Source organism: Streptomyces sp. NPDC127038, assembly GCF_042725875.1.
GTDB lineage: Bacteria > Actinomycetota > Actinomycetes > Streptomycetales > Streptomycetaceae > Streptomyces.
In genome coordinates this window covers 73702-96955 of the sequence record NZ_JBHXDQ010000017.1, presented here as the reverse complement: position 1 = coordinate 96955, position 23254 = coordinate 73702, and the positions used below count along the sequence as shown (strand labels likewise).

Annotated in this window: 25 protein-coding genes; 9 read left to right on the top strand and 16 right to left on the bottom strand. The window is 67.7% G+C overall.

Annotated features, from left to right (window positions below):
* Positions 1–467: 467 nt before the first annotated feature.
* Positions 468–2261 (bottom strand): hypothetical protein, encoded by a 1794-nt coding sequence (locus ACFWI4_RS15410; protein WP_387195696.1) that lies wholly within the window; start codon positions 2259–2261, stop codon positions 468–470.
* An 82-nt stretch (positions 2262–2343) separates the two neighbouring features.
* Here ACFWI4_RS15410 and ACFWI4_RS15405 point away from each other — a divergent pair, with 82 nt between their 5' ends.
* The 3 genes from ACFWI4_RS15405 to ACFWI4_RS15395 all read left to right on the top strand — a co-directional run bounded on the left by ACFWI4_RS15405 (position 2344) and on the right by ACFWI4_RS15395 (position 4317).
* Positions 2344–2688, top strand: a complete 345-nt coding sequence (locus tag ACFWI4_RS15405) for a hypothetical protein (RefSeq protein ID WP_387195693.1) — start codon at positions 2344–2346, stop codon at positions 2686–2688.
* A 70-nt stretch (positions 2689–2758) separates the two neighbouring features.
* Entirely contained in the window at positions 2759–2926 is a 168-nt protein-coding gene (locus tag ACFWI4_RS15400) for a hypothetical protein (RefSeq protein ID WP_387195690.1), read from the top strand.
* Between the two features lie 1025 nt (positions 2927–3951).
* On the top strand, positions 3952–4317 hold the full coding sequence (locus tag ACFWI4_RS15395; RefSeq protein ID WP_387195687.1) for a hypothetical protein: 366 nt from the start codon (positions 3952–3954) through the stop codon (positions 4315–4317).
* Here ACFWI4_RS15395 and ACFWI4_RS15390 read toward each other — a convergent pair.
* Positions 4276–4803 carry a MarR family winged helix-turn-helix transcriptional regulator gene (locus ACFWI4_RS15390; protein ID WP_387195684.1) on the bottom strand — a complete coding sequence of 176 codons (528 nt, stop codon included), beginning with the start codon at positions 4801–4803 and terminating at the stop codon, positions 4276–4278. The genes ACFWI4_RS15395 and ACFWI4_RS15390 overlap by 42 nt on opposite strands.
* A gap of 44 nt (positions 4804–4847) precedes the next feature.
* Here ACFWI4_RS15390 and ACFWI4_RS15385 point away from each other — a divergent pair, with 44 nt between their 5' ends.
* On the top strand, positions 4848–5573 hold the full coding sequence (locus ACFWI4_RS15385) for an SDR family NAD(P)-dependent oxidoreductase (RefSeq protein ID WP_387195681.1): 726 nt from the start codon (positions 4848–4850) through the stop codon (positions 5571–5573).
* Positions 5574–6257: 684 nt separating this feature from the next.
* A protein-coding gene (locus ACFWI4_RS15380) for an IS5 family transposase (protein ID WP_387195678.1) occupies positions 6258–7132 on the top strand; the annotation gives its coding sequence in 2 pieces (ribosomal slippage) (positions 6258–6651 and positions 6651–7132; 876 coding nt in all).
* Between the two features lie 15 nt (positions 7133–7147).
* Here ACFWI4_RS15380 and ACFWI4_RS15375 read toward each other — a convergent pair.
* The 8 genes from ACFWI4_RS15375 to ACFWI4_RS15340 all read right to left on the bottom strand — a co-directional run bounded on the left by ACFWI4_RS15375 (position 7148) and on the right by ACFWI4_RS15340 (position 12931).
* Complete coding sequence (locus tag ACFWI4_RS15375) at positions 7148–7498, bottom strand: DUF6193 family natural product biosynthesis protein (RefSeq protein WP_387195676.1); 351 nt, start codon at positions 7496–7498, stop codon at positions 7148–7150.
* A 203-nt stretch (positions 7499–7701) separates the two neighbouring features.
* Positions 7702–8280, bottom strand: a complete 579-nt coding sequence (locus ACFWI4_RS15370; RefSeq protein ID WP_387195673.1) for a class I SAM-dependent methyltransferase — start codon at positions 8278–8280, stop codon at positions 7702–7704.
* Positions 8281–8411: 131 nt separating this feature from the next.
* Entirely contained in the window at positions 8412–9530 is a 1119-nt protein-coding gene (gene tgmC / locus ACFWI4_RS15365) for an ATP-grasp peptide maturase system methyltransferase (protein ID WP_387195670.1), read from the bottom strand.
* Complete coding sequence (tgmB, locus tag ACFWI4_RS15360) at positions 9527–10474, bottom strand: ATP-grasp ribosomal peptide maturase (RefSeq protein WP_387195667.1); 948 nt, start codon at positions 10472–10474, stop codon at positions 9527–9529. The genes tgmC and tgmB overlap by 4 nt, the downstream gene beginning before the upstream one ends.
* On the bottom strand, positions 10471–10767 hold the full coding sequence (tgmA, locus tag ACFWI4_RS15355) for a putative ATP-grasp-modified RiPP (protein WP_387195664.1): 297 nt from the start codon (positions 10765–10767) through the stop codon (positions 10471–10473). Before tgmA ends, tgmB begins: the two co-directional genes overlap by 4 nt.
* Positions 10768–10924: 157 nt before the next feature.
* Complete coding sequence (locus ACFWI4_RS15350) at positions 10925–11647, bottom strand: hypothetical protein (RefSeq protein WP_387195661.1); 723 nt, start codon at positions 11645–11647, stop codon at positions 10925–10927.
* Entirely contained in the window at positions 11644–12066 is a 423-nt protein-coding gene (locus ACFWI4_RS15345; RefSeq protein WP_387195659.1) for a DUF6415 family natural product biosynthesis protein, read from the bottom strand. The genes ACFWI4_RS15350 and ACFWI4_RS15345 overlap by 4 nt, the downstream gene beginning before the upstream one ends.
* Before the next feature lie 445 nt (positions 12067–12511).
* Positions 12512–12931: an ATP-binding protein gene (locus tag ACFWI4_RS15340; protein ID WP_387195656.1), complete on the bottom strand. Its 420-nt coding sequence runs from the start codon at positions 12929–12931 to the stop codon at positions 12512–12514.
* 670 nt (positions 12932–13601) lie between these two features.
* Between ACFWI4_RS15340 and ACFWI4_RS15335 the strand changes: the two genes are divergently transcribed.
* Genes ACFWI4_RS15335 through ACFWI4_RS15320 form a run of 4 tightly spaced genes read left to right on the top strand, consistent with a single transcriptional unit; the run spans position 13602 to position 15560 of the window.
* Positions 13602–14003 carry a hypothetical protein gene (locus tag ACFWI4_RS15335; protein ID WP_387195653.1) on the top strand — a complete coding sequence of 134 codons (402 nt, stop codon included), beginning with the start codon at positions 13602–13604 and terminating at the stop codon, positions 14001–14003.
* Positions 13981–14505, top strand: a complete 525-nt coding sequence (locus ACFWI4_RS15330) for a DUF6879 family protein (protein ID WP_387195650.1) — start codon at positions 13981–13983, stop codon at positions 14503–14505. Before ACFWI4_RS15335 ends, ACFWI4_RS15330 begins: the two co-directional genes overlap by 23 nt.
* 7 nt (positions 14506–14512) lie before the next feature.
* Positions 14513–15367 carry a helix-turn-helix domain-containing protein gene (locus ACFWI4_RS15325; protein ID WP_387195647.1) on the top strand — a complete coding sequence of 285 codons (855 nt, stop codon included), beginning with the start codon at positions 14513–14515 and terminating at the stop codon, positions 15365–15367.
* A 13-nt stretch (positions 15368–15380) separates the two neighbouring features.
* Entirely contained in the window at positions 15381–15560 is a 180-nt protein-coding gene (locus ACFWI4_RS15320) for a DUF397 domain-containing protein (RefSeq protein ID WP_387195644.1), read from the top strand.
* Positions 15561–16175: 615 nt separating this feature from the next.
* Here the strand turns inward: ACFWI4_RS15320 and ACFWI4_RS15315 are convergent.
* From ACFWI4_RS15315 to ACFWI4_RS15290, 6 genes are read right to left on the bottom strand one after another with little or no spacing between them, the layout of a single operon-like run.
* Positions 16176–16886, bottom strand: a complete 711-nt coding sequence (locus tag ACFWI4_RS15315; protein WP_387195641.1) for a hypothetical protein — start codon at positions 16884–16886, stop codon at positions 16176–16178.
* Positions 16883–17941 (bottom strand): LLM class flavin-dependent oxidoreductase, encoded by a 1059-nt coding sequence (locus ACFWI4_RS15310; protein ID WP_387195638.1) that lies wholly within the window; start codon positions 17939–17941, stop codon positions 16883–16885. The genes ACFWI4_RS15315 and ACFWI4_RS15310 overlap by 4 nt, the downstream gene beginning before the upstream one ends.
* 13 nt (positions 17942–17954) lie before the next feature.
* A complete protein-coding gene (locus ACFWI4_RS15305; protein WP_387195635.1) occupies positions 17955–19634 on the bottom strand; it encodes a dipeptide ABC transporter ATP-binding protein in 1680 nt (559 codons plus the stop codon).
* Positions 19631–20554 (bottom strand): ABC transporter permease, encoded by a 924-nt coding sequence (locus ACFWI4_RS15300; RefSeq protein WP_387195632.1) that lies wholly within the window; start codon positions 20552–20554, stop codon positions 19631–19633. Before ACFWI4_RS15300 ends, ACFWI4_RS15305 begins: the two co-directional genes overlap by 4 nt.
* Positions 20551–21510: an ABC transporter permease gene (locus ACFWI4_RS15295; RefSeq protein ID WP_387195629.1), complete on the bottom strand. Its 960-nt coding sequence runs from the start codon at positions 21508–21510 to the stop codon at positions 20551–20553. Before ACFWI4_RS15295 ends, ACFWI4_RS15300 begins: the two co-directional genes overlap by 4 nt.
* Before the next feature lie 3 nt (positions 21511–21513).
* Entirely contained in the window at positions 21514–23133 is a 1620-nt protein-coding gene (locus ACFWI4_RS15290; RefSeq protein ID WP_387195626.1) for an ABC transporter substrate-binding protein, read from the bottom strand.
* Between the last annotated feature and the right edge of the window lie 121 nt (positions 23134–23254).

The window sequence follows — 23254 nt, the reverse complement described above, 5'->3', positions numbered from 1 at the left end:
GTTCAGTTGCGGTGGGTGTGGGATTTGAACCCACGGTGACTCGCGCCATGACGGTTTTCGAGACCGTTCACAGGCTTGGCTCCGCCACTGAGACTCGGCGGTGACCGCGATCACGTGTTGTGCATGACGTGAAGCCGCGATATGCGTTAGACCCGCCGGCGACGCGGCACCCACACCAGAATCGGTGAAGATCAGTGTCCGGGCTGCTGTTTCGGAAGCGTTCTGTCCGCCCTGTGGCACGTACTCGTCGAGAAGCGTCCGGGGCACGGGGTTGGACTCTTCGACCCGGCTTTCGGACAGTGCCTCTGCGTCCTCGTCGACCTCACCCGCGTCCGAGCGGAAGTCCCCCGAACAGACTCGCGTCGACGAACTGCGCCCATCGTGGAAGGCGGGCTCACACGATTCGTGCGCATGAAGCAACCCTTTGAGGCCCGGTTTTCGGGCCGGGCCTCAAGCGGGCTTCTTGGTCAGCTGATGTGAGCTGCTTTGCTGATGGCCGTGCCACTGGTGTAGCCGGTCTTCTTGGCGGTGACCTTGACGGTGATGTCGCGCCCGCGGTCGCTCGTGGTGAGCCTATACGTGGACTTGGTAGCGCCGGAGATGGTCTTGCCAGCGCGGTACCACTGGTAGCCGTAGCTCGTCGGGGCCGGGCTCCAGGTGCCATGGTTCGCGGTGAGGGTGGATCCGGTCTTCTTGGTACCGCTGATGCTCGGCGCGGTCGTCGCCTTCGGCGCGGCGCCAGCCTTGACCGCAGCCGTGGCGGCGGTGGTTGCGTTCCCGTCGGTGTGGCCGGTGAGGTGGGCGGTGACCTTAGCGGTGAGCTTTGTGTCCTTGTCGGTGGCGGTGGCCGTGTAGGTGGCCTTGGTGGCACCGGTGATGGCGGTTCCGTTTCGGTACCACTGGTAGGTGTAGCTGGAGGGGGCGGGTGTCCAGGTGCCGTAGGTTGCGGTGAGGGTCTTGCCTACCTGGGCCGTGCCGGAGATCGTGGGCACCGTCGTCGTCTTGGGTGCGGCCGCGGGCTGAACGATGACCGCGGCGGACGGAAGTCCCCAGGTGTCGCTGTAGTTCTCGCGCCAGGCGCTCTCTCGCACGGTGATCTTCTTGCCGGCGTCCTTGGCCGTGAGCATGTAGCTCGGGCTCGAGTAGACGTACTTCCCGTCACGGAACCATGCGTAGTCGTCCCCGTACAAGGATGCGGCGGGAGTCCAGGTCCCGTGCTTCGCGGTCAGCAGTGCGCCGACTCGCGCCGTACCGGTGATCGTCACCGGCTTGGTGTTGGTCAGGTACTCCCAGCGAGGGTCGATCAGGATGCGCTGACTGTAGGGGTGTTCCGGGTCGCCTGATGTCCCTACTGCCGGCCCCGTGTTGAAGTCGACCTCAAGGCTGTCGCATCGGCGGTCCCGCCCGGGGGCCAGATCCGCCGGAATGGTGAAGGTGAGCGTCGAAGCGTCACCGGAGACGGCCGCAGTCAGCCATCGCCCGTCCCCGCAGTTGTCGTAATAGACAGCGGAACCGTCGCCTTCGGCCAGAGCATCGGTGAAGAAGCCTGCCGATGTCTGAAGCGTGATCGTTTCACCAGGGGCAAGCACGCCTGTCCCGTCGAAACCGGTCGGAGCGAAGAGCCCGTCACCCGTATCGACCGCGTGGACACCCTCGAAGCCGATGTTGCGGTTGGTGACATCGCTGGACAGGCCGCCGTGGCGGTTCTGGCTGTCGGTCTCGAGGCGGCCATGTGAGAGGTCGAGATCAAACGTCTTTGGCCCTCCCGTGGAGCCGGCGCCCATATCAGCGCTGATGATCACTTGGTCCTGGTCGTTTATCGAGGCTGAGCCCAGGCTGAGCCAGCCGTCGTCGGGTTGCCCCTCAACGGTGAGGTTCCAAGACGTGACGGACGACCGGCTCCAGGCACCCTTGTCCGCGGTCAGGGCGATGTCGAACTGCTGCTTCGCCTCCGGCACCGCGCCCGACGTGATGTCCGAAGTGCCGTCAAGATGCTCTGCGGACAGGGTCCACGTCGCTTTGTGAAGGTGGCTGAGCACTTCGGCCGGCAGCGTCACATGAAGCGACGTGGCCCCTGTGTTGAGCTGGAAGACATCGGGAACGCCGGGGGTGTAGGAGCGCCAGTCGTAGGTGATGTCGTGGCTCGCTGCTGCGGGTACCTGCAGCGTGACGTGGCTGTCCGCCGAGGCGCCGGGAGCGGCCAGGAGGCTGAGCCCCGTGAGGATGACGACCGCAGTGGCTGTCGGTCGAACGCGTCGCATGTTCGAAGTTCGCTCTCAGTGTGAGTGGTGCAGCACTACCTCAGACCCTCTTGTGTGAGGATTTCGTGGGTTGATTGCAAGGATGATCTTCATATCACTCGTGTCTGCCCCTGACAACGGCATGACAGGTGCGATCTATTGGGGCATGGTTGCTGACGCATCCACCGGGGAGGATCATGACCTTGATGCTCACGGGCTGGCCATGGCCTGGATCTACGGAGACGTGGTGCATCACGACCCGCAGTGGCGCCGGGCAGGCGATCCCTTCGGATTGCGCGACCGGTTTCGCGCCGCCGTGCCGTTGGTCGCCTGGGCCATGGTCGGCACGATCGAGCTCCTGAACTTCATCCGAGTCCTGACCCCGGGCCGGCCCTCACCGGCCGCGGCCCGTGACGGCTGGCGGCCGCGCCACTGCGCCGGTGCGTGAGGTGGTGGAGCGGACGGAGACCCGGACGGTGACGGTGGCTGTGCCTGCGCCGCCGCGTCCGGCGGTCAGGATGAGCGGGCAGCCGTACACGCTGCCCGAGGACGCCGTCGAGTGGGCGGAGACCCTCAAGGCGCTGCGGGACGTCGCGGGGGTCGGGCAGATCTACCCCTTCCGCGAGCAGCTGGCGAAGATCTGTGACCGGACTGCGCAGGTGCTGCGGGAGGCCGTGCCGGTCTGACCGGCGGGCGGTCAGGGCGGAAGCCTGTCCGGCGGGTCCAGAGTCTCTGGTTCTGGTACCGCCTGCTGGCCGGGTGCCACGCCCGGAGCCTGCCGGGACGGAGGAGGAGTTCGAGGGCTGTAGCGGCGTCCTTGGCGGCGGTCTTGCGCAGCATGCGGTCGGTCCGGGACTGGCTCCAGGCGGGGAGGAACTCGGTATAAGCCCGGAGCAGGTCGGCCAGGCTCTTGAACGCGAAAGCCACTACGGCGACGAGCGAGGTCGCGTGGGAGAGGCGGGACAGTTCGGCCAGGATCTCGCTGGAGGCAGGCACGGTGGACTCCGATTCTTCGGGCAGGGCTCTTTCACCCCTTGGTGTGCGGGGTGGGGGCAGGACAGTGACAGGGCGGCGGCGTTTGTGTCTCGCCACGGCCGGAGCACCGGCCAGGACAGGGACGGCGGGCCTTTGGCCGCACTGTGCTGGGTTCGGGGGTTAGCCGCGCAAGTGCTGCCGGGGAGGGGACGTTGCCATGTCCGGCGGGCTCATTCGATAGTTGGCGAGCTGCAACTGCCGAGCCGGTCCGCGAGATTGAGCAGCTGCTCGCGGCGGGCCGGGGCGGCCTATTGAATGGCGCCACGCAGGCAGGTAAGGGAGGCCCCGGCTGCCCCTGGCGGGTGATCTCGGAGAGAGCCCGTGACCGGGCGGGTGGGCAGCGGGGTTGACCGTGCATGCACCTGACCCGACGTCTACTCACCACCGCGGCCGCCGTCACCGCCGTCCTTGCGACCGCCCTGTCCGCTGCCCCACCGACTTCCGCTGCACCGTGCACGTCGACGTGGCAGGCGGTCCAGAAGGTGGCGGTGCGCAGGCCAGCGTGGAACGAGGGGCCGGTCGCGACGACGCGTTCGCCGGTCGTGCGCTACCTGCACAGGAGAGAGCGGGTACGCTCCTGCGTAGTCGCGGTCGGCCGCACCTCGTGGTCGCAGTACCGGGAGTGCGGCGGCGGGAGCCTGTGGCGGGTTGTACCGGGAGGGCAGGTGCCGTCCGGATGCCTGCGCCGGACATGAACCAGCGAGCCGGCCTTGCGCACCACGACCACGACCAGGGCCTCGCGTTCACCCTCGCCGTCCTGCTCCTGACTGGCAACGCGCTGCTGATGTCCTGCTGGACCGGTCCCCTCGCCACGTTCGCCATCGTGGCCGTCCTCGTCGGCACCGCCTACACAGCACCCGCCCTCGCCTGCCGCCTGGCCCTGCGCCGCGCCCTGCGCCGGCTCTTGCGCACACCCTGCCCGGCGCCTGAGCATCGCGCCCGCTCCCCGGGCCTGAACGTGGCACGGCCACCCCGGGCATCTGGGGTGGCCGTGCGGAGATCAGGTGTGGTGGTGGGCGCGGTCGTTGAGGTCCCGCAGTAGCACGGTCAGGAGGCGGGCCAGTTCCTGTTGTTCCTGGGGTGACAGGGTTTCGATAAGGCCCTGCTCGTAGGTCAGGAGGCCGTCGACGGCGTTCTCCACCGCGTGGTGCCCTTTGGCAGTCAGCTCTACGGGCACGGCGCGAGTCCCGGGGTGCGCGGCCAGCTTGCGGACCAGTCCGTCGTGCTGGGCTCGGTCCACCCGTTGGGTCACAGCTCCCGGTGTGATCAGGCAGCGGGTGGCGAGCTCGCGGGTGGACAGGCGGTAGGGCTGGCCGGAGCGGCGCAGGGTGCTGAGCAGGTCGAGGGTGGCGGCGTCCATGCCGACCTGGGTCAGGACGCGGCGGCGTTCGTCGGCCAGCAGTTTCGCGGCGTGGCGGATGCGGGTGAGGATCCCGATCGAGTCGACCGGGAGTCCGGGCTGCTCGCGTCGCCAGGCCTGGGCGATCTCCTCGGCGCGGTCGATGCGGGGCTGGTCCGGGGTGGTCATGGTGGTAGTGTCCCACACACGTTTAGCGCTAAACGAGGAGTGGGATGCGTCAGATCGTGGTTACCGGTGGGGGAACCGGGATCGGCCGGGCGGTTGCCGAGGCCTTCGCCGGGCAGGGCGACCAGGTAGTGATCACCGGGCGCCGCAAGGACGTGCTGGAGGAGACCGCCGCGCACCTGGGCCCGAACGTGCGTACCGTCGCTTTCGACGCGAGCGATCCCGGGCAGGTCCAGGCGGCACTCGACGCCCTGCCCTCGCACGTGGACGTGCTGGTCAACAACGCCGGGGGCAACACCGACATCGGCACCGAGCCACCCCGTGACCTGGACAGCGTGGCGCAGGCCTGGCGCGCGAATCTCGACGCCAACGTGCTCTCTGCGGTCCTGGTCACCACCGCCCTGCGACCGCGCCTGAGAGCAGGGGGAGCCGTGGTGAGCGTCAGCTCCATCGCGGCTCACCGTGGCGGATCCGGCTCCTACGGATCCGCCAAGGCCGCCGTCGAGGCCTGGAACCTCACCATTGCCCAGGACCTCGGCAAAGACCAGATCACAGCCAACGTCATCGCCCCGGGCTACATCGAGTCCACCGACTTCTTCCAAGGCGGCATGACCCCCAACCGCCGTGCCGCCCTGCTCGCCCAGACAGCCAACGGCCGGGCCGGCACCCCGGCGGACATCGCGAGCACCGTGCTGTTCCTCGCCTCACCGGCCGCAGGACACGTGACCGGCCAGATCCTCCACATCAACGGTGGGGCCCTGTCTGGGCGCTGAACAACAGGCTTGTCCACACGCTCTCGACCTTGCCGCCAGTTCAGGAGCGGCTCCTTGATGGCGACGGCGTCGCGCCGGAAGACTAGTCGGATCGGGCCGCTGGACGACCATGTACTGGCACGCCATGCTTGGCAACGGCTCCCGGGCGCTGGTGGCGACCCGGGCCTTTGACGACACTACTTCCACCCGTGAAGGCTTCGTTCTGACGGCCAGCCAGTTGCATCGCGTTTCTTCAGCACCCGCGCGATCGAGAGCGGTGACCTCACGAACCCGCTCGGTGAGCAACTCGTCCTCGTTACGGCTGTCATGCTGGCCGAACCGGGCCAGCTCCTCCAGGTTGGCGACCAGGGAACGGAGCCCACGGTCTGAGCACGGGCCTGTCCGACCAGGGCCGGGCGTGTGGTCGGCGACGCCGGGGTCATTGCTCAGCAGCTCCAGCGGCGCCTCGACGGCGACCGGGGCCTCGGGCTCGTCGACGACCGGCGGCGAGATGGCGGACACCGGCTCCGGTTCCGCTCTGCCCTCACGAGCGCGGCCGCCGCGATCCTCGCCGCCGATGCGGGCGCCTGTCGCGCGGCCCCAAACCGACGACCGGATGGGGCCGTCCGGGCGGAACAATGTCCCAGTTCCACTGGTCTAGGCCGTGTTGTGAAAGTGGATCACCATCGTGGATGATCACGAGCCGTGGGGCGTGGTGATCTGACGGACGGCCAGTGGGCCCAACTGAAGCCGTTGCTGCCGCAGGGCAAGAAGCCGGGTCGGCCACCGACGTGGACGCGTCGCCAGTTGGTCGACGGCATAAGGTGGCGGACCCGGACCGGAGCGCCGTGGCGGGACGTGCCTGAACGGTATGGGCCCTGGGACCGTGTCTATGACCTGTTCCGACGCTGGCAACGGGGCGGCACCTGGAAGCGGATCTTCGTGCAGCTGCAGGCCGAGGCCGACGCGAAGGGCTTGATCACGTGGGACGTGAGCGTGGACTCCACGGTCGCCCGGGCTCACCAGCACGCTGCCGGTGCGCGTAAAAAGGGGCACTGCAGAAGGAGCCTCCCGGTGGAGTCTTCACTGAGCCCGACGACCATGGCCTCGGGCGGTCGCGGGGCGGGCTGACCACCAAGCTGCACCTGGCCGTGGAGCAAGGGCAAAAACCTCTGTCGCTGCTGATCACCGCCGGCCAGCGGCACGACAGCCCGCAGTTTCAGCCGGTCCTTGAGGGCATCCGGGTGCCCCGTATAGGCCCGGGCCGGCCACGGACCAAGCCGGACAGGGTCCGCGCGGACAGGGCGTACGGCTCCCGCGTGAACCGGGCCTACCTGCGCAGACGCGGGATTGGCTGCACGATCCCGGAGAAGGTTGACCAGGTCCGCCACCGCAAGAAACTCGGGACGCGCGGCGGCCGACCGCCCAAGTTCGACAAGGACGACTACAGGGAGCGCCACGCGGTGGAGTGCGGCATAAACCGGCTCAAGCGCCACCGGGCCGTGGCCACGAGATTCGAGAAACTCGCAGTCCGCTACGAAGCGACGGTGCTGGTCGCGGCCATCAATGAGTGGCTGTGACCAGCACTGCACGCTCTATTCCTTTGCAGACAGACCTGCGTCCGCCGGTAGATGATCCACCACAAGCGCGGCTGCTTCTCCAGGTGTGGCTGTCTCGCCAAGGAGCTGGCCGTAACCGGGCGTGTAGATCTTGTACGGCGGTCCACCACAGACGATGAAGGGCAGCCGGTCGCCGTCCGACTCGGGCCATGGTGGCGGGGCCACGAGCAGGAAGTGCAGCGTGCCGTGGGTTGGGAAGGGGTAGAGGGCGCGCAGCCGAGGCTGCGCGTGTGCCGCTTGGACGACCAGAAGATCCCCGTTGCGGGTGCCCGGAGTACCTTCCAGCAGTCGCCGCCAGGCCGTCGTGATGTCAGGAGCTTCGGACATGAGCCGATCTTCCAGACCTATGGACACCGCGTGCAAGTAGCTGGCGAAATACCTCCGGGTCTGATGACGACTTTCACAACACGGCCTAGTTCGGGTGGTTCGAACCTTCGGGTCAGCTGGTGGTTGCCGTAGGTGTTCCAAATCTCGACGGCGTCCTATTCGGTAGTCACCTGGCCCTCCCGCGGATGGTGGGACAGGCGAGGTCAGGGGCGCAGGGCGTAGCAGCGCAGGACGTCGAGGTTGGCGGTGTGGACGGTGGACCAGCCAGCGGTGAGTATCTCCGCCTGGGCGCGGGTGATACCGAGGTTGTGCAGGGGGTCGGTGGTGGCGCGGCGCCCGGTGATCTCGGTGACAACCCAGAAGGTCCCGCCCGGGGCGAGGAGGTGGCGGACGCGGCTGAGGAAGGCTGGCTTGTTGTCGATCCACCGGTAGACCAGGCGGCAGGTGACGAGTGCGTACGCCGGTTCCGGCAGGGCTCCGAGGTCTGCGGTGGTGATGTCCATGCACCGCCAGAGCGGTTCGGGGCCGGGGCTGGGGTCTTGGGCGGCGGCGAGCGCGATGGCGCTGGGGGAGCAGTCGATGCCGGTTGCGCGGTAGCCGAGCTGGGTGAGGCATCGGGCGAGGGAGCCGTCGCCGCAGCCGATGTCGAGGGCCGGGCGGTCGCGGCCGGGGCCGGCGTGGTCCTCCAGTAACCCGTGCTCGGTGTCGTCGAGTTGCCGGTAGCGACGGCCCTGGGACCAGAGCGGTTCCCAATAGGTCGCGGCCGCGGTGGGCGTGGTCATGGGGCTCCCTTTATGGGCGGGGACGACCGCGGGGCACGCGGCGCCTCGTTAGCGACCGCGCAGGTTTGGCCGACGAACCCCGCTCAATCCATCAGGGCGGGCGGATGGGCGGGGCCGGTCAGAGGGATTGGCTACCAGTGAAGGCTCTGTCTGTCCGGGGTGACGGTGACGGTGAACTCGTTCAAGGCGGGTGTGCCGGCTGCGTGCCAGTTGCTGAGGCGCTCCTCGATGGAGTCCCAGAGGTTGTCGGGGCCGTCTTGGCGGACGATCCATCTGCCGTTGTCGTCGTAGAGGGCGGCCCAGGAGCCCGAGGTGACGTCGATCAGTACCTCTTCGGTGGAGCCTTCCCGGTTCATCGTCAGCCTTTGTGCATGGGGTGCGGCGCTCTGGACGACGAACCGGGTAGCCCAGTGGGACAGTACGTCGGGGCCCATGACGGTCTCCCGTTCTTTGCCCTGGTTCAGGTCGGGCAGGAGCTCGAGGGGCGGAGGCATGTGGGGGCGGGCGAGCATGAAGCTGACCTTGCCGCCGAGCACGGGGCCGGATGCCGTCCCGTCGTCGTGAACGGTCAGACGTGCCAGTTCCGATGCGCCCAGCCACCCGCCGATGGTGGTCAGGATCAGTCCGCCGGGCTTCGTCTGTTCGATCCACGCGGTCGGCACCGTGTGTACGGCGCAGGTCGTGATGATCCGGTCGTAGGGGGCCGACGCGTCACAGCCCAGCAGTCCGTCGCCGGTGACGAGGGTGGGAAACATGCCCTGGTTGGCCAGGGCGGTGCGTGCGCGGGTGGCGACATCCGCGTCGTACTCGATGGAAGTCACATGGTCTTCGCCCAGGCGGGCGCAGAGCAGAGCGGTCGAGTAACCGGTGCCGGTGCCGATCTCCAGTACCTGCGAGTCGGGTTCGACGTGGAGGTCCTCCAGCATGCGCACCACGAGGGACGGCAGTGTGCTGGAGCTGGTCGGCTCGCGCATGATCCGGCCCTGGATGTCGGCCGGCACGATGGTTCCGGCGATCTGGGTGATCAGTGATTCGTCCTGGTAGCAGGCCGCGAGCCAGTCGTCGTCACCGTTGAGGACCGGTTGCCAGGCGGCGGGTACTGCTCCGTTCACCCGGCGGAAGAACCCGCTCTGAAGGAACTCATGCCGCAGAACAGATGCGGTGGCCTCCTTCCATGGCCTGGTGCGCAGGCTGCCGCCCGCGGTCAGGGTCTCGAGGAGCTGCCGGTGTAGCTGGGCTGCGTCGGTCACGTCGTCCTCTCCAATAGGTCTGCCAGGGCCGCGCTCATCGGCAGGCCTGTCTCGGGCTCCAGCCAGTACCACTGGCCGGACGGGTTGCACTCCAGGAACCACCATTGCCCGTCCGTGTCGACGGCGAAGTCAAAGGCCCCGAAGACGAGACCGAAGCAGGCCAGGTAGCGGTGGAGCGACTGTTCGATCCCCGGCGGTGGTTCCACGGGGGTGTAGCGCAGCCGGCTGTAGTCGGTGCGCCAGTCCAGGAGGTCGGAGTCGATACGGACGCAGAACGTCTTGGTACCGATGACGGTCACGCGTACGTCGGCGGTTTTGCGGATGCGTTGCTGGAAGAGGTGCGCGGTGCCGGCGATGCGGTCGTCGAGGTCCTCGGCCTGAACGTCGGCGACCTCGACGACGGAGGAGACGCCGTCGATCCGGTACACCGGGTTCCACAGCGGCTTGTACAAGACCAGGGCGTAGCGTTTGACGAAGGCTCTGGCGGCGTCGGGGTTTGAGGTGATGAGTGTGGGCGGGATGAGGAAGCCGGCCGCCACGGCTGCGGCGAGGCCTGCCGGTTTGAACTCGGCGTCCCCGATGCGGTGCGGGTGGTTGACGTAGAGGCAACCGGGCAGTGCGGCCAGTACACCGCCGAGCCCGTACCGGGCCTGGGTGACGGCGAACCGCGCGTCCTGCTCGCTCAGGTGGGGGAAGGCGAAGCCGGCGGGCCGGCGGTAGTACAGGGCCCGGACCTGGGCAAGGTCGGCCGTACGCGAAGGGGTGTGCAGGCGTCCGCTGAGGCCGTCCGCAGTGATCTCCGCTTCGAGTGACAGCGACAAGGGGAAGTCCCCCGAGTCGAGCCGCACGACCGGGACATCCCGGCCGTGCAGCTCGTTGATCACCACGTCGGCGGTGGGGTCGTGCAGTGCGGTGACGACCAGCACCGGACGAGGGTCACTCACTGGTCGCTGTCGCTTCCCTGGTCGGAGTCCGTGGCTCCCTGTCCCTGCCCGTCGGGGCTGGTGCCGGTCGACGGGGTGGTGCCGGTACTGGTGCCATGGCCGGGCATCTCCATCACCTGCCCGAGCCCGTCGAAGAACACCGTGGTCTGGGTGATCGGGTCCAGCTCGGCACGGGCATAGCCCGGCGCCATCGTCGGATACGGCGCCATACGAGCCACTCCCCACGGCAACGGAGCGGCGCCCCCCGTCGGGAGGGCGGGATCGGTGGGCAGACGGTCAGAGTGAACGTACATAGTTGTCTCCTTCGAGATTGCAGGGATGGGCCCGGCGCGGGGAGCGGGGGTGTGTACGCCGCCCAGGGGAGTGGCGGGTACGTCTCCCCACGCCGGGGGCTGTTGCCGCCTGACAGCCGCAGGCCCAAGAGGAGCGTCCGGGCCACCAGGCGGGGCTTTAGGGGGCGGCGTCGAGGTCTCGCATCAGCTCGTCCACGGTGAGGACGGTGAACGAGGAGATTCGGCGCACGAGTTGGGATGCGAGGCAGGTGGCCAGGTTGGGGTGTCCGTAGGGCAGGGCCATCTCGGGCTGGGCGACGACGTGGATGCCGTGTTCGGGGCTGTAGCCGTAGATGACGCCGACGACTCCGTACAGCGGCGCACTGCGGGCGAGGAAAACTCGTGGCCGGCCTGCCAGGTGGGGGCAGAGTCGGGCGGCGGCCTTGACGTGCCGGGCGCATACGGGCGGCTGGTTGGTGAGTACCGTGTCGGCCCCGGGGCCGAGGTCGTGCGGCCCGGCGAGGAACACCGTGCCGAGGCGGGTGCGGGCCGGTTCGGTGCAGACCTGGCAGCGCAGGGACTGCATCGTGATGCGCTGGCGGAAGGGATGCATCATTTTCCACTCGGGTTCACCGGTGGGCCAGCCGTCGTCGTCGACGGGGTTGAGGGAGCAGCGGCCCCACAGCACGCCGTGCAGATCGCGATCGCGTGGATCCTCGTCGAGGTAACGCAACCGGTACCGGCCGGGGCCGGAGCGCGTGAACAAGAAGTCGGCTGGCGCGGCTTCCTCGCCGCGGCGCTGGATGACGAAGGGGACCGGGCCCCCTCCGGGCGGCGTGCTCACGTGGGTGCCTTTCTCCGTACTGGTGATGTTGGTCGCCGGCAGGCTTGAGTTGGTCATGCCGCCTCCCTCAAGCACCCCAGGACGATCAGACGCTCGAAGAGTTCGTTGACGATCCAGCCCGTTCGGCGGAGCTGCCCCACCGCCCTCAAGTAGTCGCCGGGCAGCTCCCGGCACTGCACTGTGCTCGCCTTGGCGATGAGCTGCGCGGTGATCCCGTCGGCTGGGGCGGCGTTAGATGCCACGGCGATCTCGACCAGGCGTGAGAGGTGGCCATGCAGGCGCACGACGAGTACGGCCACCTGCTCCTCGCTCGGCGTGTATTCGTCCAGGACAGCGCTGACGTCGTCGAGGACGGCCTCGCCATCGAATGGCCGCCATTTGCGGACCTTCACGAGTAGGGAATGCAGTCCATCAGGGTCCAGCGGCGGCGTCCACACGGGTACCAGGTGTGGCCCATGAGGACGGGTCGCGGTCACCGGTCCTCCTCCCGCTGTAGGCCGCGCGTCAGTCCGGCTCCTTGGCGCACTAGATCGCAGCGAGGCGCGTGTACAGCTCGGCGGATGACCAGGAATGGGACAGGTGAGCGATAGCCCACAGACGACCGCCAGGAATCTTCTCGGCCTGCACCCGACGGGACAGTGCGAATCAACTGGTCCGCCGCGCCGTCCCACTGATCAGCGCCGGCAGCAACCGCGAGAGCAGCTAGTTGCATGCGGTGGCTACCGAACTGTTGGCCGCGGTCCTCGAGGTGCTCCTCTGCCGGAGGAACTTCAACCCCGCTCAAATCGCCGAGGAGGGGTTCACCATTGAACGGCCCCCATCCATGGACCTTGGCCTCGACCGTCTTCAACGTGACCTGTTCCAAGGGAAGAGTCCGCACGATCACGGACTGACCCTGGAACGAAACCGTGGCGAGCGCAGTCACGACTGCTTCCCGCTGAGCGAGAATGAGCACCATGTCGTTGCCCCCGCATCGCTGATCCCCCACTGGCCGTTGCGGGTGCGGGCGATGCAGTCCATCAGGAAAAGACCACGGCCGCTTTCGGAGTCATCACCGGCCACACGCAGTTGAGGGCTGCCCTGCATCCCGTCGTGGACAAAGATCTGTAACTGTTGGTCGCTGATCACCGTCATGACGGTGATCCGGCTTCCGCCGCTGTGCTTGATGGCGTTCGTTACCAGTTCCGAGACAACGAGGATTGCGTCGTCGACCAGCTCGTCGAGTGCGTGAAACCTCAACCGGGTGGCTGTCAGGTGACGAACATCTTGTACTCGTTGGGCATCACGATCACAGACAACGCCGTCGATCCCAACTGAGGAGATTTTGAACGTCACCATCATCAGATCTCGGACGAGCGTCAGACGGCTGGGGACGGCCGCTGCGAGAGAACTGCACCCTGAAGCGAGAACACGAGACAGATTTCGGTGCAGTGCGTACTGCGGCCCGGGTGAGTCAGCGAGGGACATCGGCTACTCCACATAGACAGGCCGCGAGAACATCCGTTCGACGAGAGTGTCTGGGCGTCTCAAACCGTCGTCGGGTTGCAGGGATAACCGCGTTCAGGTCTGACTCTTCGGACAAGTGACTGCCACGGGAGACAGCGCTCCGGCCGCCAGCCTGCCTAGGGCGGCCCGCGGCCGGCGCAGGCCTGAGCGGGCGATGCTTGGACAGGAAGCCGAAGCACGAGATACGGGTGGCTAGGCAAGGGCTGACAGCAGGGCTGGAGGTGTTCAGCGGCGGATCGGTCATGGTTGGTCGTCCCTTTTGGCGTGGGCCGCCCGGCCCTGCCGGGGGAGACAGGGCCTGGCTATCCAGTCGCCGGTCTGCAGGCCTGGACTCCGGCGCAGACACCGGGGCCTGTGGCGACCGATGACGACGGTAGGACTGCCGGAGCTCAACTCCCAAGGAACTTGCAGGAGTTTGCAGCATGCCAGTTGACGAGTATCTACGGCTCGCTGACTATCGATGTGTCCAGCAAATTCACGCAAGGACGAAGACAGGAGATCAACCGTGAAGTTACGCTTCCTTGGCAGCAACTCCACTGGAGGAGACTGCCCGACGCTCTACGCAACCGACCGGGACACCTACATCGTCCAGGGGTGGCAGATCTTCGCCAACGACCTGCTGATGCAGCTTCACATTCCCGACGGAGAGAGCGCAGTTGAGGTGCCCACGGAACTGTTCGAGTATCTGAAGGAGGACGGACTGCCGGCCAGCCCGATCACCCGTGTCCAGGCGCCAGTCATGATCCTCACCTCCCAGGGCACGTGCGTCGTCCAGGGCAAAGCGGTGACAGACACCGAAGCCCTGTCCCAGATGTCGATCCCGCACTACGAGACCTGTGTCGAGGTCCCGAAGTCGAACGTCACCGCCCTGGCGAAGGAACCGAGTGGAACTGATTTCCAGCGCTGAGCGCAACCTGCTCTTCGCGCGCTACAAACACGACGCCTTCCACCTCGAGCTGCGAGACGACTATTCGGTTCCCGGCGAGGAAACGCCGTTCCGTAACTGGCTCCGTGGCAGAGACGTCGACCACTCCTACCTCGCCCCTTGGACGCAGCTTGTGCGCCAGTGCACCGCGCGGGGCATGACCATCCGCCGGGTCCGTGTTATCACCGAGCCGGTGACCCCCTATATCCAATGGGAGCATGCTCTCACCTCACTGAACGTGGAGGCCGGAGAGGACATTCGCTGGCTTCCACGTCATCTCCTGCCGCAGACCATCACTCTTCCCTTCGGTGGGAATGACTGGTGGTTGTTCGACGACCAACTCCTCGCGATTGGCCACTTCGACTCAGTCGGCCGAGTCCTCGGATCGCAAGTTGTCCTGGCCCCGGACACAGTCGCTGCGTGCGTAGCCCTCCGCAACGAGCTCTGGACCGCTGCCATTCCCCACACTGACTACAAACCCTGAACTATCTGTGACGACACAAGTAGATGAGGCACTGCAAGCGCTCGGCGCCCGGCTGCGCGGCTTCCGCAAGGATGCCGGATATACCAGCGGCCGGGCCTTCGCGCTTGCCACTGCATGGCACGAATCAAAGATCTCGCGTATTGAACACGGCAAACAACGCCCAAGCGAAGGCGACATCCGCACATGGTGTGAGATCACAGGTCAAACCGATCAACTCGGCGATCTGATCGCGATCGTCCGACATGTCGATGAACTCTGGCTCGAATGGCGCCGCCAGTTGCAGACCGGAGCGGAACGCCGGCAACACAAAGCCATCCCCGTGTATGCCAGGACCAAGGTTTTCCGCATCTGGCATCCCACTGTTGTCTGGGGGACCCTGCAGACCACCGAATACGCTGCTCATGTATTTGAACAGGTCGTCAACTACTACGAGATCCCAGACGACTCCGAGGCTGCCGTTGCAAAACGGCTTCAACGTCAGCAATACCTCTACCAGGGCGAGAGGATCTTCAACGTTCTGCTTGGAGAGCAGGCCCTCTACACCAACTTCGGTGGTCCCGAGACGATGAAAGGGCAACTCGATCGCCTATTGGCCGTGATGGGACTGCCGCGACTCAGTCTCGGTATCGTGCCCCGCTCTGCGCCAGCTGCCATCTGGCCCGGAAATTCGTTTTCGATGTTTGACGAAAAACTCGTCCTCGTGGAGACCTACTCTGCTGAGCTATCGGTCTCCCAACCACGAGAGATCGAGCTTTATGCCAAGGCTTTTGCCCTCCTGCAGCAGTCAGCGGTCTACGGCAAAGCCGGGCGGGACTTGATTCTCGCAGCGATCCAATATTTTGACCGGATGCCCGCCAAATAGGAGGCCACCTACCATGCCCGAGAAGCTGAATTGGCGCACCAGCACCTACACTTCCCAAGATACCTGCGTCGAGGTCGCCGACAGCAGGCCGCAAACCGTCATGGTGCGCGACACCAAGAACCGTGATCATGGGGTCATAGCCGTCGCGTTCGAAGCCTGGGCGGCCTTCGTGCAGGGAATCAAGCATCAATAGAGTCAGCAACCTCGGATACGTCGATGCCCCGGCCGTCGCGTCATCCTGCTGACCCTGCGCCGCTCCGTCGGCTTTCCAGGGCGATGTTGGGCAAGGGCGGCCAGCACCTGGTGCCGCAGAAGTTTGGCCTGCCCGGAGTCTGCCGGTGAGATCTGAGCGTTCGGTGTTCCGGCGGTCATGCAGGATCTCTCGACGCGCGCCACTGATCATGGCCGTTCCGCACGTGCTGGCTTCGTGTATGGCGCGTGCGAAACCAACCGAGTCGGTGGCCATCTCATTGCGGGGCAGTGGGGCCCACCAGCGCTCGCTGGGAAGGGCCTCTGCGGTCTGACCCTCACGAGCACACCTGATCGACCCGACCAAACCCCTGACCATGAAGGCCCGACCACGCCATCGGCGTGCGCCTGCGCGACGGTCTTCGAGGAATCCGACCTTGGGGCTTGCCGGTGAAGGCTGGCGATGGCCGGTCCGCAGCAGCAGATGCTGCTGCGGGGCGTGGTGGCGAGCCACGCCATGCCGGCCATCGTGCGCCTCCCGGCCCGCAAGGAACCAACAATCCACAGCCGGGAGCCACAAACAGGGGGCGGTGGGAAGGAAGCCCAGCCGCCGAATCTACTACGAGGGCTTGTTCCTGCCCTTGGGGTTGCGCTTGGCGGCCTGCTCAAGGATCCGTTTGCGCGTCCACCGCCGGCGCCCACCCCTTTCCGAAAGGGCGTCAGGGGTCTCCAGAAGAGGCAGGTTGCCTTGAGAGAGACTGCTGGAGAAGGAGTTGACGCTCTTGAACTGCAGCAGCGCCGCGGCCTCGCTGGCTCCCAGGAGCTCGTCGGGATCGCCGTCGACCGAGACTTCGGGCAGCGCCGGCGCTCCGCGTTGGGTTCCCAGATGCTGGCCACTGCCGGGGCGGGTGGCCATCCAGTCGAGCAGAGTCTGCACACGCCACTTCCTGCGGAGGTAGGGGTGCTCCTCTGTCCCCAGCTCCTCGACGACGTCCGGGTCGGGGAAGTACCCGTAGCCCAGGAACCTCGAGGCCTCGGCGCCGGTCAGCAGATCCTGAGGGTCACGGGACGGAGGCGTGTGGTCGCGCAGTCTCGCCAGCGGACGCTGGGCGAACCACGCAGTGACCTCGGCGTGGTCCCACAGGCGGGCGCGTCCGCGCATGTCGGCGATCTCCGGGAAGCCGTTTTCATCGCGCTTCGTGTAGACGGCGTAGTGGGCGGTGGCGGTGAGCGCCTCGTACTCCCCGACGCCGTAGAAGCGGTGGGCCTGGGCGAACGGCTCGCGGGCGTGCATCTCCAGCCGGACCGGGGGCTCCGGAACAGGACTCACCGGCCCGTCTCCGGAAACGCCGGGGAAGCGGCGCGCCAGCCCAGTTCGGGTGCGATCAGATGCCGGACGTCGTGCAGGATCTGTTCGTACTCCTCGCGATGGAACTCGTACGGCAGCTCCAGGCGTAGCTCCGACACTTGTGCGAGGACGGGATCGGCCGTCAGTTGTTCCAGGATCTGGTCCGCGGTGCCGACCACGTCCGGGGCGAACAGGATCCGCTTCCCGCCCAGTGCCGCCACCGTCTGCGGCTTCAGGGTGCGTTCGTGCCGACTGGCCGCGTAGTTGCGGTAGCGGGCCCGAGTGGCGGCGTCGGCGCTGTCGAACGGCACGATCACCCGTCCCAGCGCCACTCGCGCCGCCGACGGGTCGTCGCCGAGGTTGCGCTGGTACTCGGTGAGCAGGTTCGCCTGGGCGGTGGTGAAGTCGTCGGTGTCCTCGCCGGAGACGATGTTGCCGGACAGCAGGTTGAGGGCGTTCTCTGCGGCCCAGCGGACCGAGCGCAGGCTGCCTCCGCCGTACCAGATCCGCTGCACCAGTCCGGGGTTGTGTGGCTGCAGCCGCGGTCGCTGGATGTTGCCGGGCGAGTGGATCACGGTGTCCGGGCCCCCGAGGTAGCCGCCGCGCAGGTTGTCGACGAGGCGGGCGATCCTGCCGTACGACAGGTCGAAGCTGCGCCAGTCGCCGTCGTACACCAGGTCGCCGAGGAGTTCGGCGTGCGGCATGCCGGTGCTGAAGCCGACCTGGAGGCGGCCGCGGGAGAGGACGTCGGCCAGCGCGAGGTCTTCGGCGAGGCGGAAGGGGCTCTCGTAGCCGATGGGGATGACCGCGGTGCCCAGCTCGATCCGCTGGGTGCGCTGGCCGGCCGCAGCGAGGAACACCGCGGCGGAGCCGACGCCGTGTTCGAGGTGGCGCTGGCGGATCCAGGCGCCGTCGAAGCCGAGCCGTTCGCCGTACTCGAAGAGTTGGAGTGTCTCCTCCAGGCCGGTGTAGGGGTCGTCGTCGTCGAAATTGCCCGGGGTGAGAAGGGCCAACGAAGCGATGGTGGGCGTGCTCATGCGACCGTGCTCCTCAGCTCGTGGTGGTCTCGGCGGCGGGGGCGGGGACGCGGCCGCCGGGGATCGCCGCGAGCAGTTCGCGGGTGTACTCGTGGCGGGGGCGGGTGAACAGTTCCTCCGGTGGGCCCGTCTCGACGACGCGGCCGGCCCGCATGACGGCGACCTGGTGCGCGATCTGGCGTACGACGGCCAGGTCGTGCGAGATGAAGAGGTACGCGACCCCGGTGTCGGCCTGCAACTCGGCCAGCAGGTTGAGGACTTGGGCCTGCACGGACACGTCGAGCGCGGAGACCGGTTCGTCGCAGACCACCAGGTCGGGGGAGAGGGCGAGGGCACGGGCGATGGCCACGCGCTGTCGCTGCCCGCCGGACAGTTCCGCCGGGCGGCGTTCCAGCGTCGCGGCCGGAAGGGCCACCCGGTCGAGCAGATCACGGGCCCGGGCGAGCCGGGTGGCGCGGTCGCCGATCTTGAAGGCGCGCAGCGGTTCGGTGATTACCTCGCCGATGGAGAAGCGGGGGTCGAGGGAGGCGTAGGGGTTCTGGTAGACGAGCTGGGCGCGGCGGCGCAGTTGCCTGGCCTGGGGGCCCTTGGCGGTGGTGACGTCGGTGCCGTCGAAGAGGATCTGTCCGGCGGTCGCGTCGGCAAGGCGGAGAATCAGGCGGGCGGTGGTGGACTTGCCCGAGCCCGACTCGCCGACCAGGGCGAGGGTCTGGCCTCGGTGGAGGGTGAGGCTGACGTCGTCGACGGCGCGAAGCGTGCGGGGGCCGTCCTCGGTGCGGGGCAGCCTGAACTCCTTGACCAGGTTGCGGACTTCGACCAGGGGTGCTGAATCAGGCTTGGGGACTGCGGAGGCCGGGGTGCGGGGCCGGGCGGTGGTCAGGCTGGGGGCGCTGGCCAGCAGGTGCCGGGTGTAGTTGTCCTGCGGGTCGGCCAGGATGTCTTGGGTGGGGCCCGCCTCGACGACCTTGCCCTGGGACATCACCACCAGGCGCTGGGCCCGGTCGGCGGCGACCCCGAGGTCGTGGGTGACGAGCAGGATCGCGGTGCCGGACTCCTCGGTCAGGCGATGGAGATGGTCGAGGATGACCCGCTGCACGGTGACGTCGAGTGCGCTGGTGGGCTCGTCGGCGATGATCAGCTCGGGTTTCGCGGCGATGGCGATGGCGATCAGGGCGCGCTGCCGCATGCCGCCGGACAGTTCGTGCGGGTACTGGCGGGCGCGGGTGGCCGCGTCGGGCAGTCCGGCCCGGTCCAGGATGCCGATCGCCTCTGCGGGGGCCGAGCGGTGGGTTGCGAGACCGTGGATGCGCAGCACTTCGGCGACCTGGTCGCCGATGCGCTTGACCGGGTTGAGGGAGACCGTCGGGTCCTGGGGGACCAGCCCGATACGTGCCCCCCGTACGGTGCGCAGTTCCGCCTCCGACAGGGTGGCCAGGTCGTGTCGGCCGAAGCGGACGGTGCCCGCGTCGATGCTGCCGTTCGTCGACAGGAGCCGGGTGATCGCGTGCGCGGTCGTGCTTTTGCCGGAGCCGGACTCGCCGACCACCGCGGTCACCTGTCCCGGCCACACGTCGAGGTCGACGCCGCGGACGGCCTGGACTGTGCCGCCTCGCGTGCGGTACGACACCGACAGGTCGCGTATCTCCAGCAGTGGTGTGGTCACGTCCTCACCGTTCTCACGTTCGTCGGTCATCGCTGCCGGGACCATTCGCCGTCCAATGCCCGGGCGATGCGGTTGGTGGCCAGTACGGTCGCGGCGATCGCCAGCCCGGGCAGTGCGGTCAGCCACCAGGCGTTGGCGAGGTAGTTGCGGCCGTCGGAGATCAACGTTCCCCACTCCGGGGCCGGCGGGGGAGCGCCGTAGCCGAGGAAGCTCAGGGCCGACACGGCCAGGATGGAGGAGCCGAAGTCGAGGGTGGCCAGGACGATCACCGGGCCCGCCGCGTTGGGCAGCACATGGCGGCCCAGTACCGAGTACCAGCGCGCCCCGCTGGCGCGTGAGGCCTCGACGAAGACGGCCTGCCGCACCCGCAGCACCTCTGAGCGCGCCACCCGCGCGAACGCGGCGACGCTGGCGATGCCGACCGCGACTGCCACCTTCACCGTGCCGTAGCCGAGAGCGGTGACCAGGGCCAGGGACATGAACAGGGCGGGGATGGACAGGAGTACGTCGACGAAGCGCATGAGTACGTCGTCCACCCAGCGGCCCACGAACCCGGCGACCACCCCCAGCAGCCCGCCGACCACGAACGCGACCAGCACGGCGATCAGCGTTGCCTTCAGTGACAGTTGGGCGCCGTGGACGACCCGAGAGAACACGTCGCGGCCCAACTCGTCGGTGCCGAACCAGTGACTGCCGCTCGGAACACGGAAGTTCTGCGACGGCACGCCCTTCAGTGGGTCCTGCGAGGTGAACAGGTCCGGCCAGAACGAGGCCAGCACCACCAGCACGAGGACGGTCACGGACAGGAGCAGTCCCGGGCGGCGTACCACGAAGCGCAGCAGCCGTCGTACGTCCACGCGGCGCCCGGGATCAGGCTTCGGCCCCGCCTCGACCGGGCGGGCCGGTCCCCGTGCTGCTTCGGCGGGGTCGTCGACGAGGCTCTGGCTCATGTGAGTGCCGCCCTTCTGCCCGAGGCCACCACGATCCGCGGGTCCAGGAGTGGATAGACCAGGTCGATGACCAGGTTCGTCGTCACGAAGATCAGCGCCCCGAACACCACCACCCCCTGGACCAGCGGGATGTCCTGGGCTGTGACCGCCGCTGCGGTCACCCGGCCGAGGCCGTCGCGGGAGAACACCGTCTCGACGACGACCGAACCGGCGATCAGCTGCCCCACCAGCAGGCCGACGACCGTCAGGGCCGGCAGGGACGCGTTGCGCAGCGCATGCCGCAGATGAACCCGCCACCGCCCGGCGCCCTTGGCCCGCGCGGTCTCCACATACGCCTGGTCGAGCGCGGTGAGCAGGCTCTTGGCGAGGACCTGCGCGATCTGCGCGCCCGTCGGCACCGCCAGCGTCAGCGCTGGCAATACCAGCCCCTCGAGTCCGTCGTTGCCGAACGCCGGGAACCAGCGCAGCCGGAACGAGAACACCTCGACGAGCAGCAGCCCCACCCAGAACGTCGGGACGGACACCCCCAGCGGCGGCAGCGACAGCAGCAGCTGCCGCAGCCAGCGCTGTGTGGTGTAGGTCGCCAGCACCGCCAGACCACCGCCGAGGACCACCGCGAGCAACAGGGCCGCGCCGGTCAGCTGCAGGGTCTGCGGCAGCGCGTCGGCCAGCGTCGAGGTGACCGGGCGGCCGGTGGACACCGAGTCGCCGAAGTCCCCGCGCACCGCCCGGCCGAGGTACTCGACGTACTGCACCAGCACCGGCTTGTCGAAGCCGTACTCGTGCCGCAGGGCGGCGAGCTGCTTCGGGTCGACCTGCCCCGAGTCCATACCAGCGCTGGCCATCGCCGTGACCGGGTCGCCCGGCAGATAGTCCAGCACCAGGAACGAGACTGTGTAGGCCGCCCACAGCACACCGACCGCCTGGGCCAGCCGCTTGATCACATAGCGGCGCATGCGCTAGCCGATCCAGGTGTCGTGCAGTTGGATCCGGCTGGAGGCGTCGAAGTTCAGGTCGTGCACCTTCTTCGCCACGCCCAGCTGGGTCTGGAGCTCCACCACCGGCACGTAGCGGGCGTTCTGCACGATCAACTGCTGTGCCTGGGTGACCAGTTTCCTGCGCTTGGCCCCATCGACGGTCGCGGCCTGCTCGGACAGTGCGGAGTCGAGGGAACTGGCGGGCAGGCGGTAGAAGTTGGCCAGCTTGGTGGAGAAGGAGCTGCGCAGGATGTCGGGGTCGGCACGGGTCACGTTGCCCCACACCGCGTCGTAGTCACCCGACTGGAGCGTCGGGGCGAACTGCGTGACCTGGAGCTGCTTGAGAACCACTTCGACGCCGACGGCCTTGAGCTGCTGCTGGATCAGCTCCAGCGCGGGCTGGTTGGTGGCCGCGTTGGGGAACCACTTGATGGTCAGGCTGAGCTTCTTGCCGTCCTTGGCGCGGATGCCGTCGCTGCCGGTCTTCCAGCCGGCCTCGTCCAGCAGGGACTTGGCCGCGGCGGCGTCGAAGGTCAGGCCGGAGGCGAGGTCGGTGTAGTCGGGCGTGGTGTGCGCGAGGACGCTGGTGGCCGGCTGGGTACCGGTCGGGAACACCGTGTTGGCGATCTGCTGCCGGTCGATGGCGAACAGGATCGCCTGGCGCACCTTGGCGTCCTTGAGCAGCGGCCGAGAGTTGTTGAGGCCCAGACCGAACACGACGCCGGGGTTGGCCCGCCGCTGGAGGGTGACCTGGCCGCCCTTAAGGGCCGCCTCGTTGGCCTTGCCGACGCTGGAGACGGCGTCGACCTGACCGGACTGCAGGCTGCCGGCCCGTACACCCGCCTCCGGCACGACCTTGAACACCAGCTTGTCCAGATACGCATCGCCCTTCTTGGACCACAGCGAGGAACCCCAGGCGTATCCGGTGCGCTTGGCAAGGGTGAGGGACTGGTTCTGCACATACTGCTTCAGCACGAACGGCCCGGAGCCGATCACCCCGTCGCTGCACTTCTGCTGCGGGGTCTTCTTCACGCTGGCCGAGGACTCGATCCCCAGCGAGTGCGTCGAAGTGGCCTGCAGGAACTGGGCGTTGGGCTGGCTGAAGGTCACCTTCACAGTGAGCGGGTCGACCACCGTGGTGCTCTTGACGCCGCTCAGATAGCCCTCGGCGAGCGTCCCCAGGGCGCCGAGCTTCGGCACCGCGTCGAAGTTGTCCTTGACCACCTGCGCGGTCAGCTTCGAGCCGTCGCTGAAGGTGACGCCCGACCTCAGATGGAACGTGAACGTCGTGGTGTCGGAGCTGATGTCCCAGCTCTTCGCCAGCCACGGCACGATCTTGCCGGTCTTGGGGTCCTGGTCCGTCAGGGAGTCCACGATCTGGCGCACCGAGTAGATGGTCTCGTTGCTGGCGACCTGCTGCGGATCCACGCAGCCGGCGTCCGAACCTACCGCGAAGGTCAGGGTGCCGCCGGACTTGGGCTGTCCGGTGCCGCTGCCGGAATCGCCGCCGCCGGAGCCGCAGGCGGTCAGCAGAACACTGGTGGTCACAAGGGCGGTCAGTGCCGCCCACCGGGAGGTTCTGACATGGGAAAGTGCAGTCACGGAGGGCTTCTCCTACTCGTGTCACCAGGCACGGACGCCGTACGAGGCATGGCTGTGCGTGGGCGTGCGGCCCCGGCCGGCGCGACGCCGGTGCCGGGGGAGCGCTGTGCAGAGGGGGATC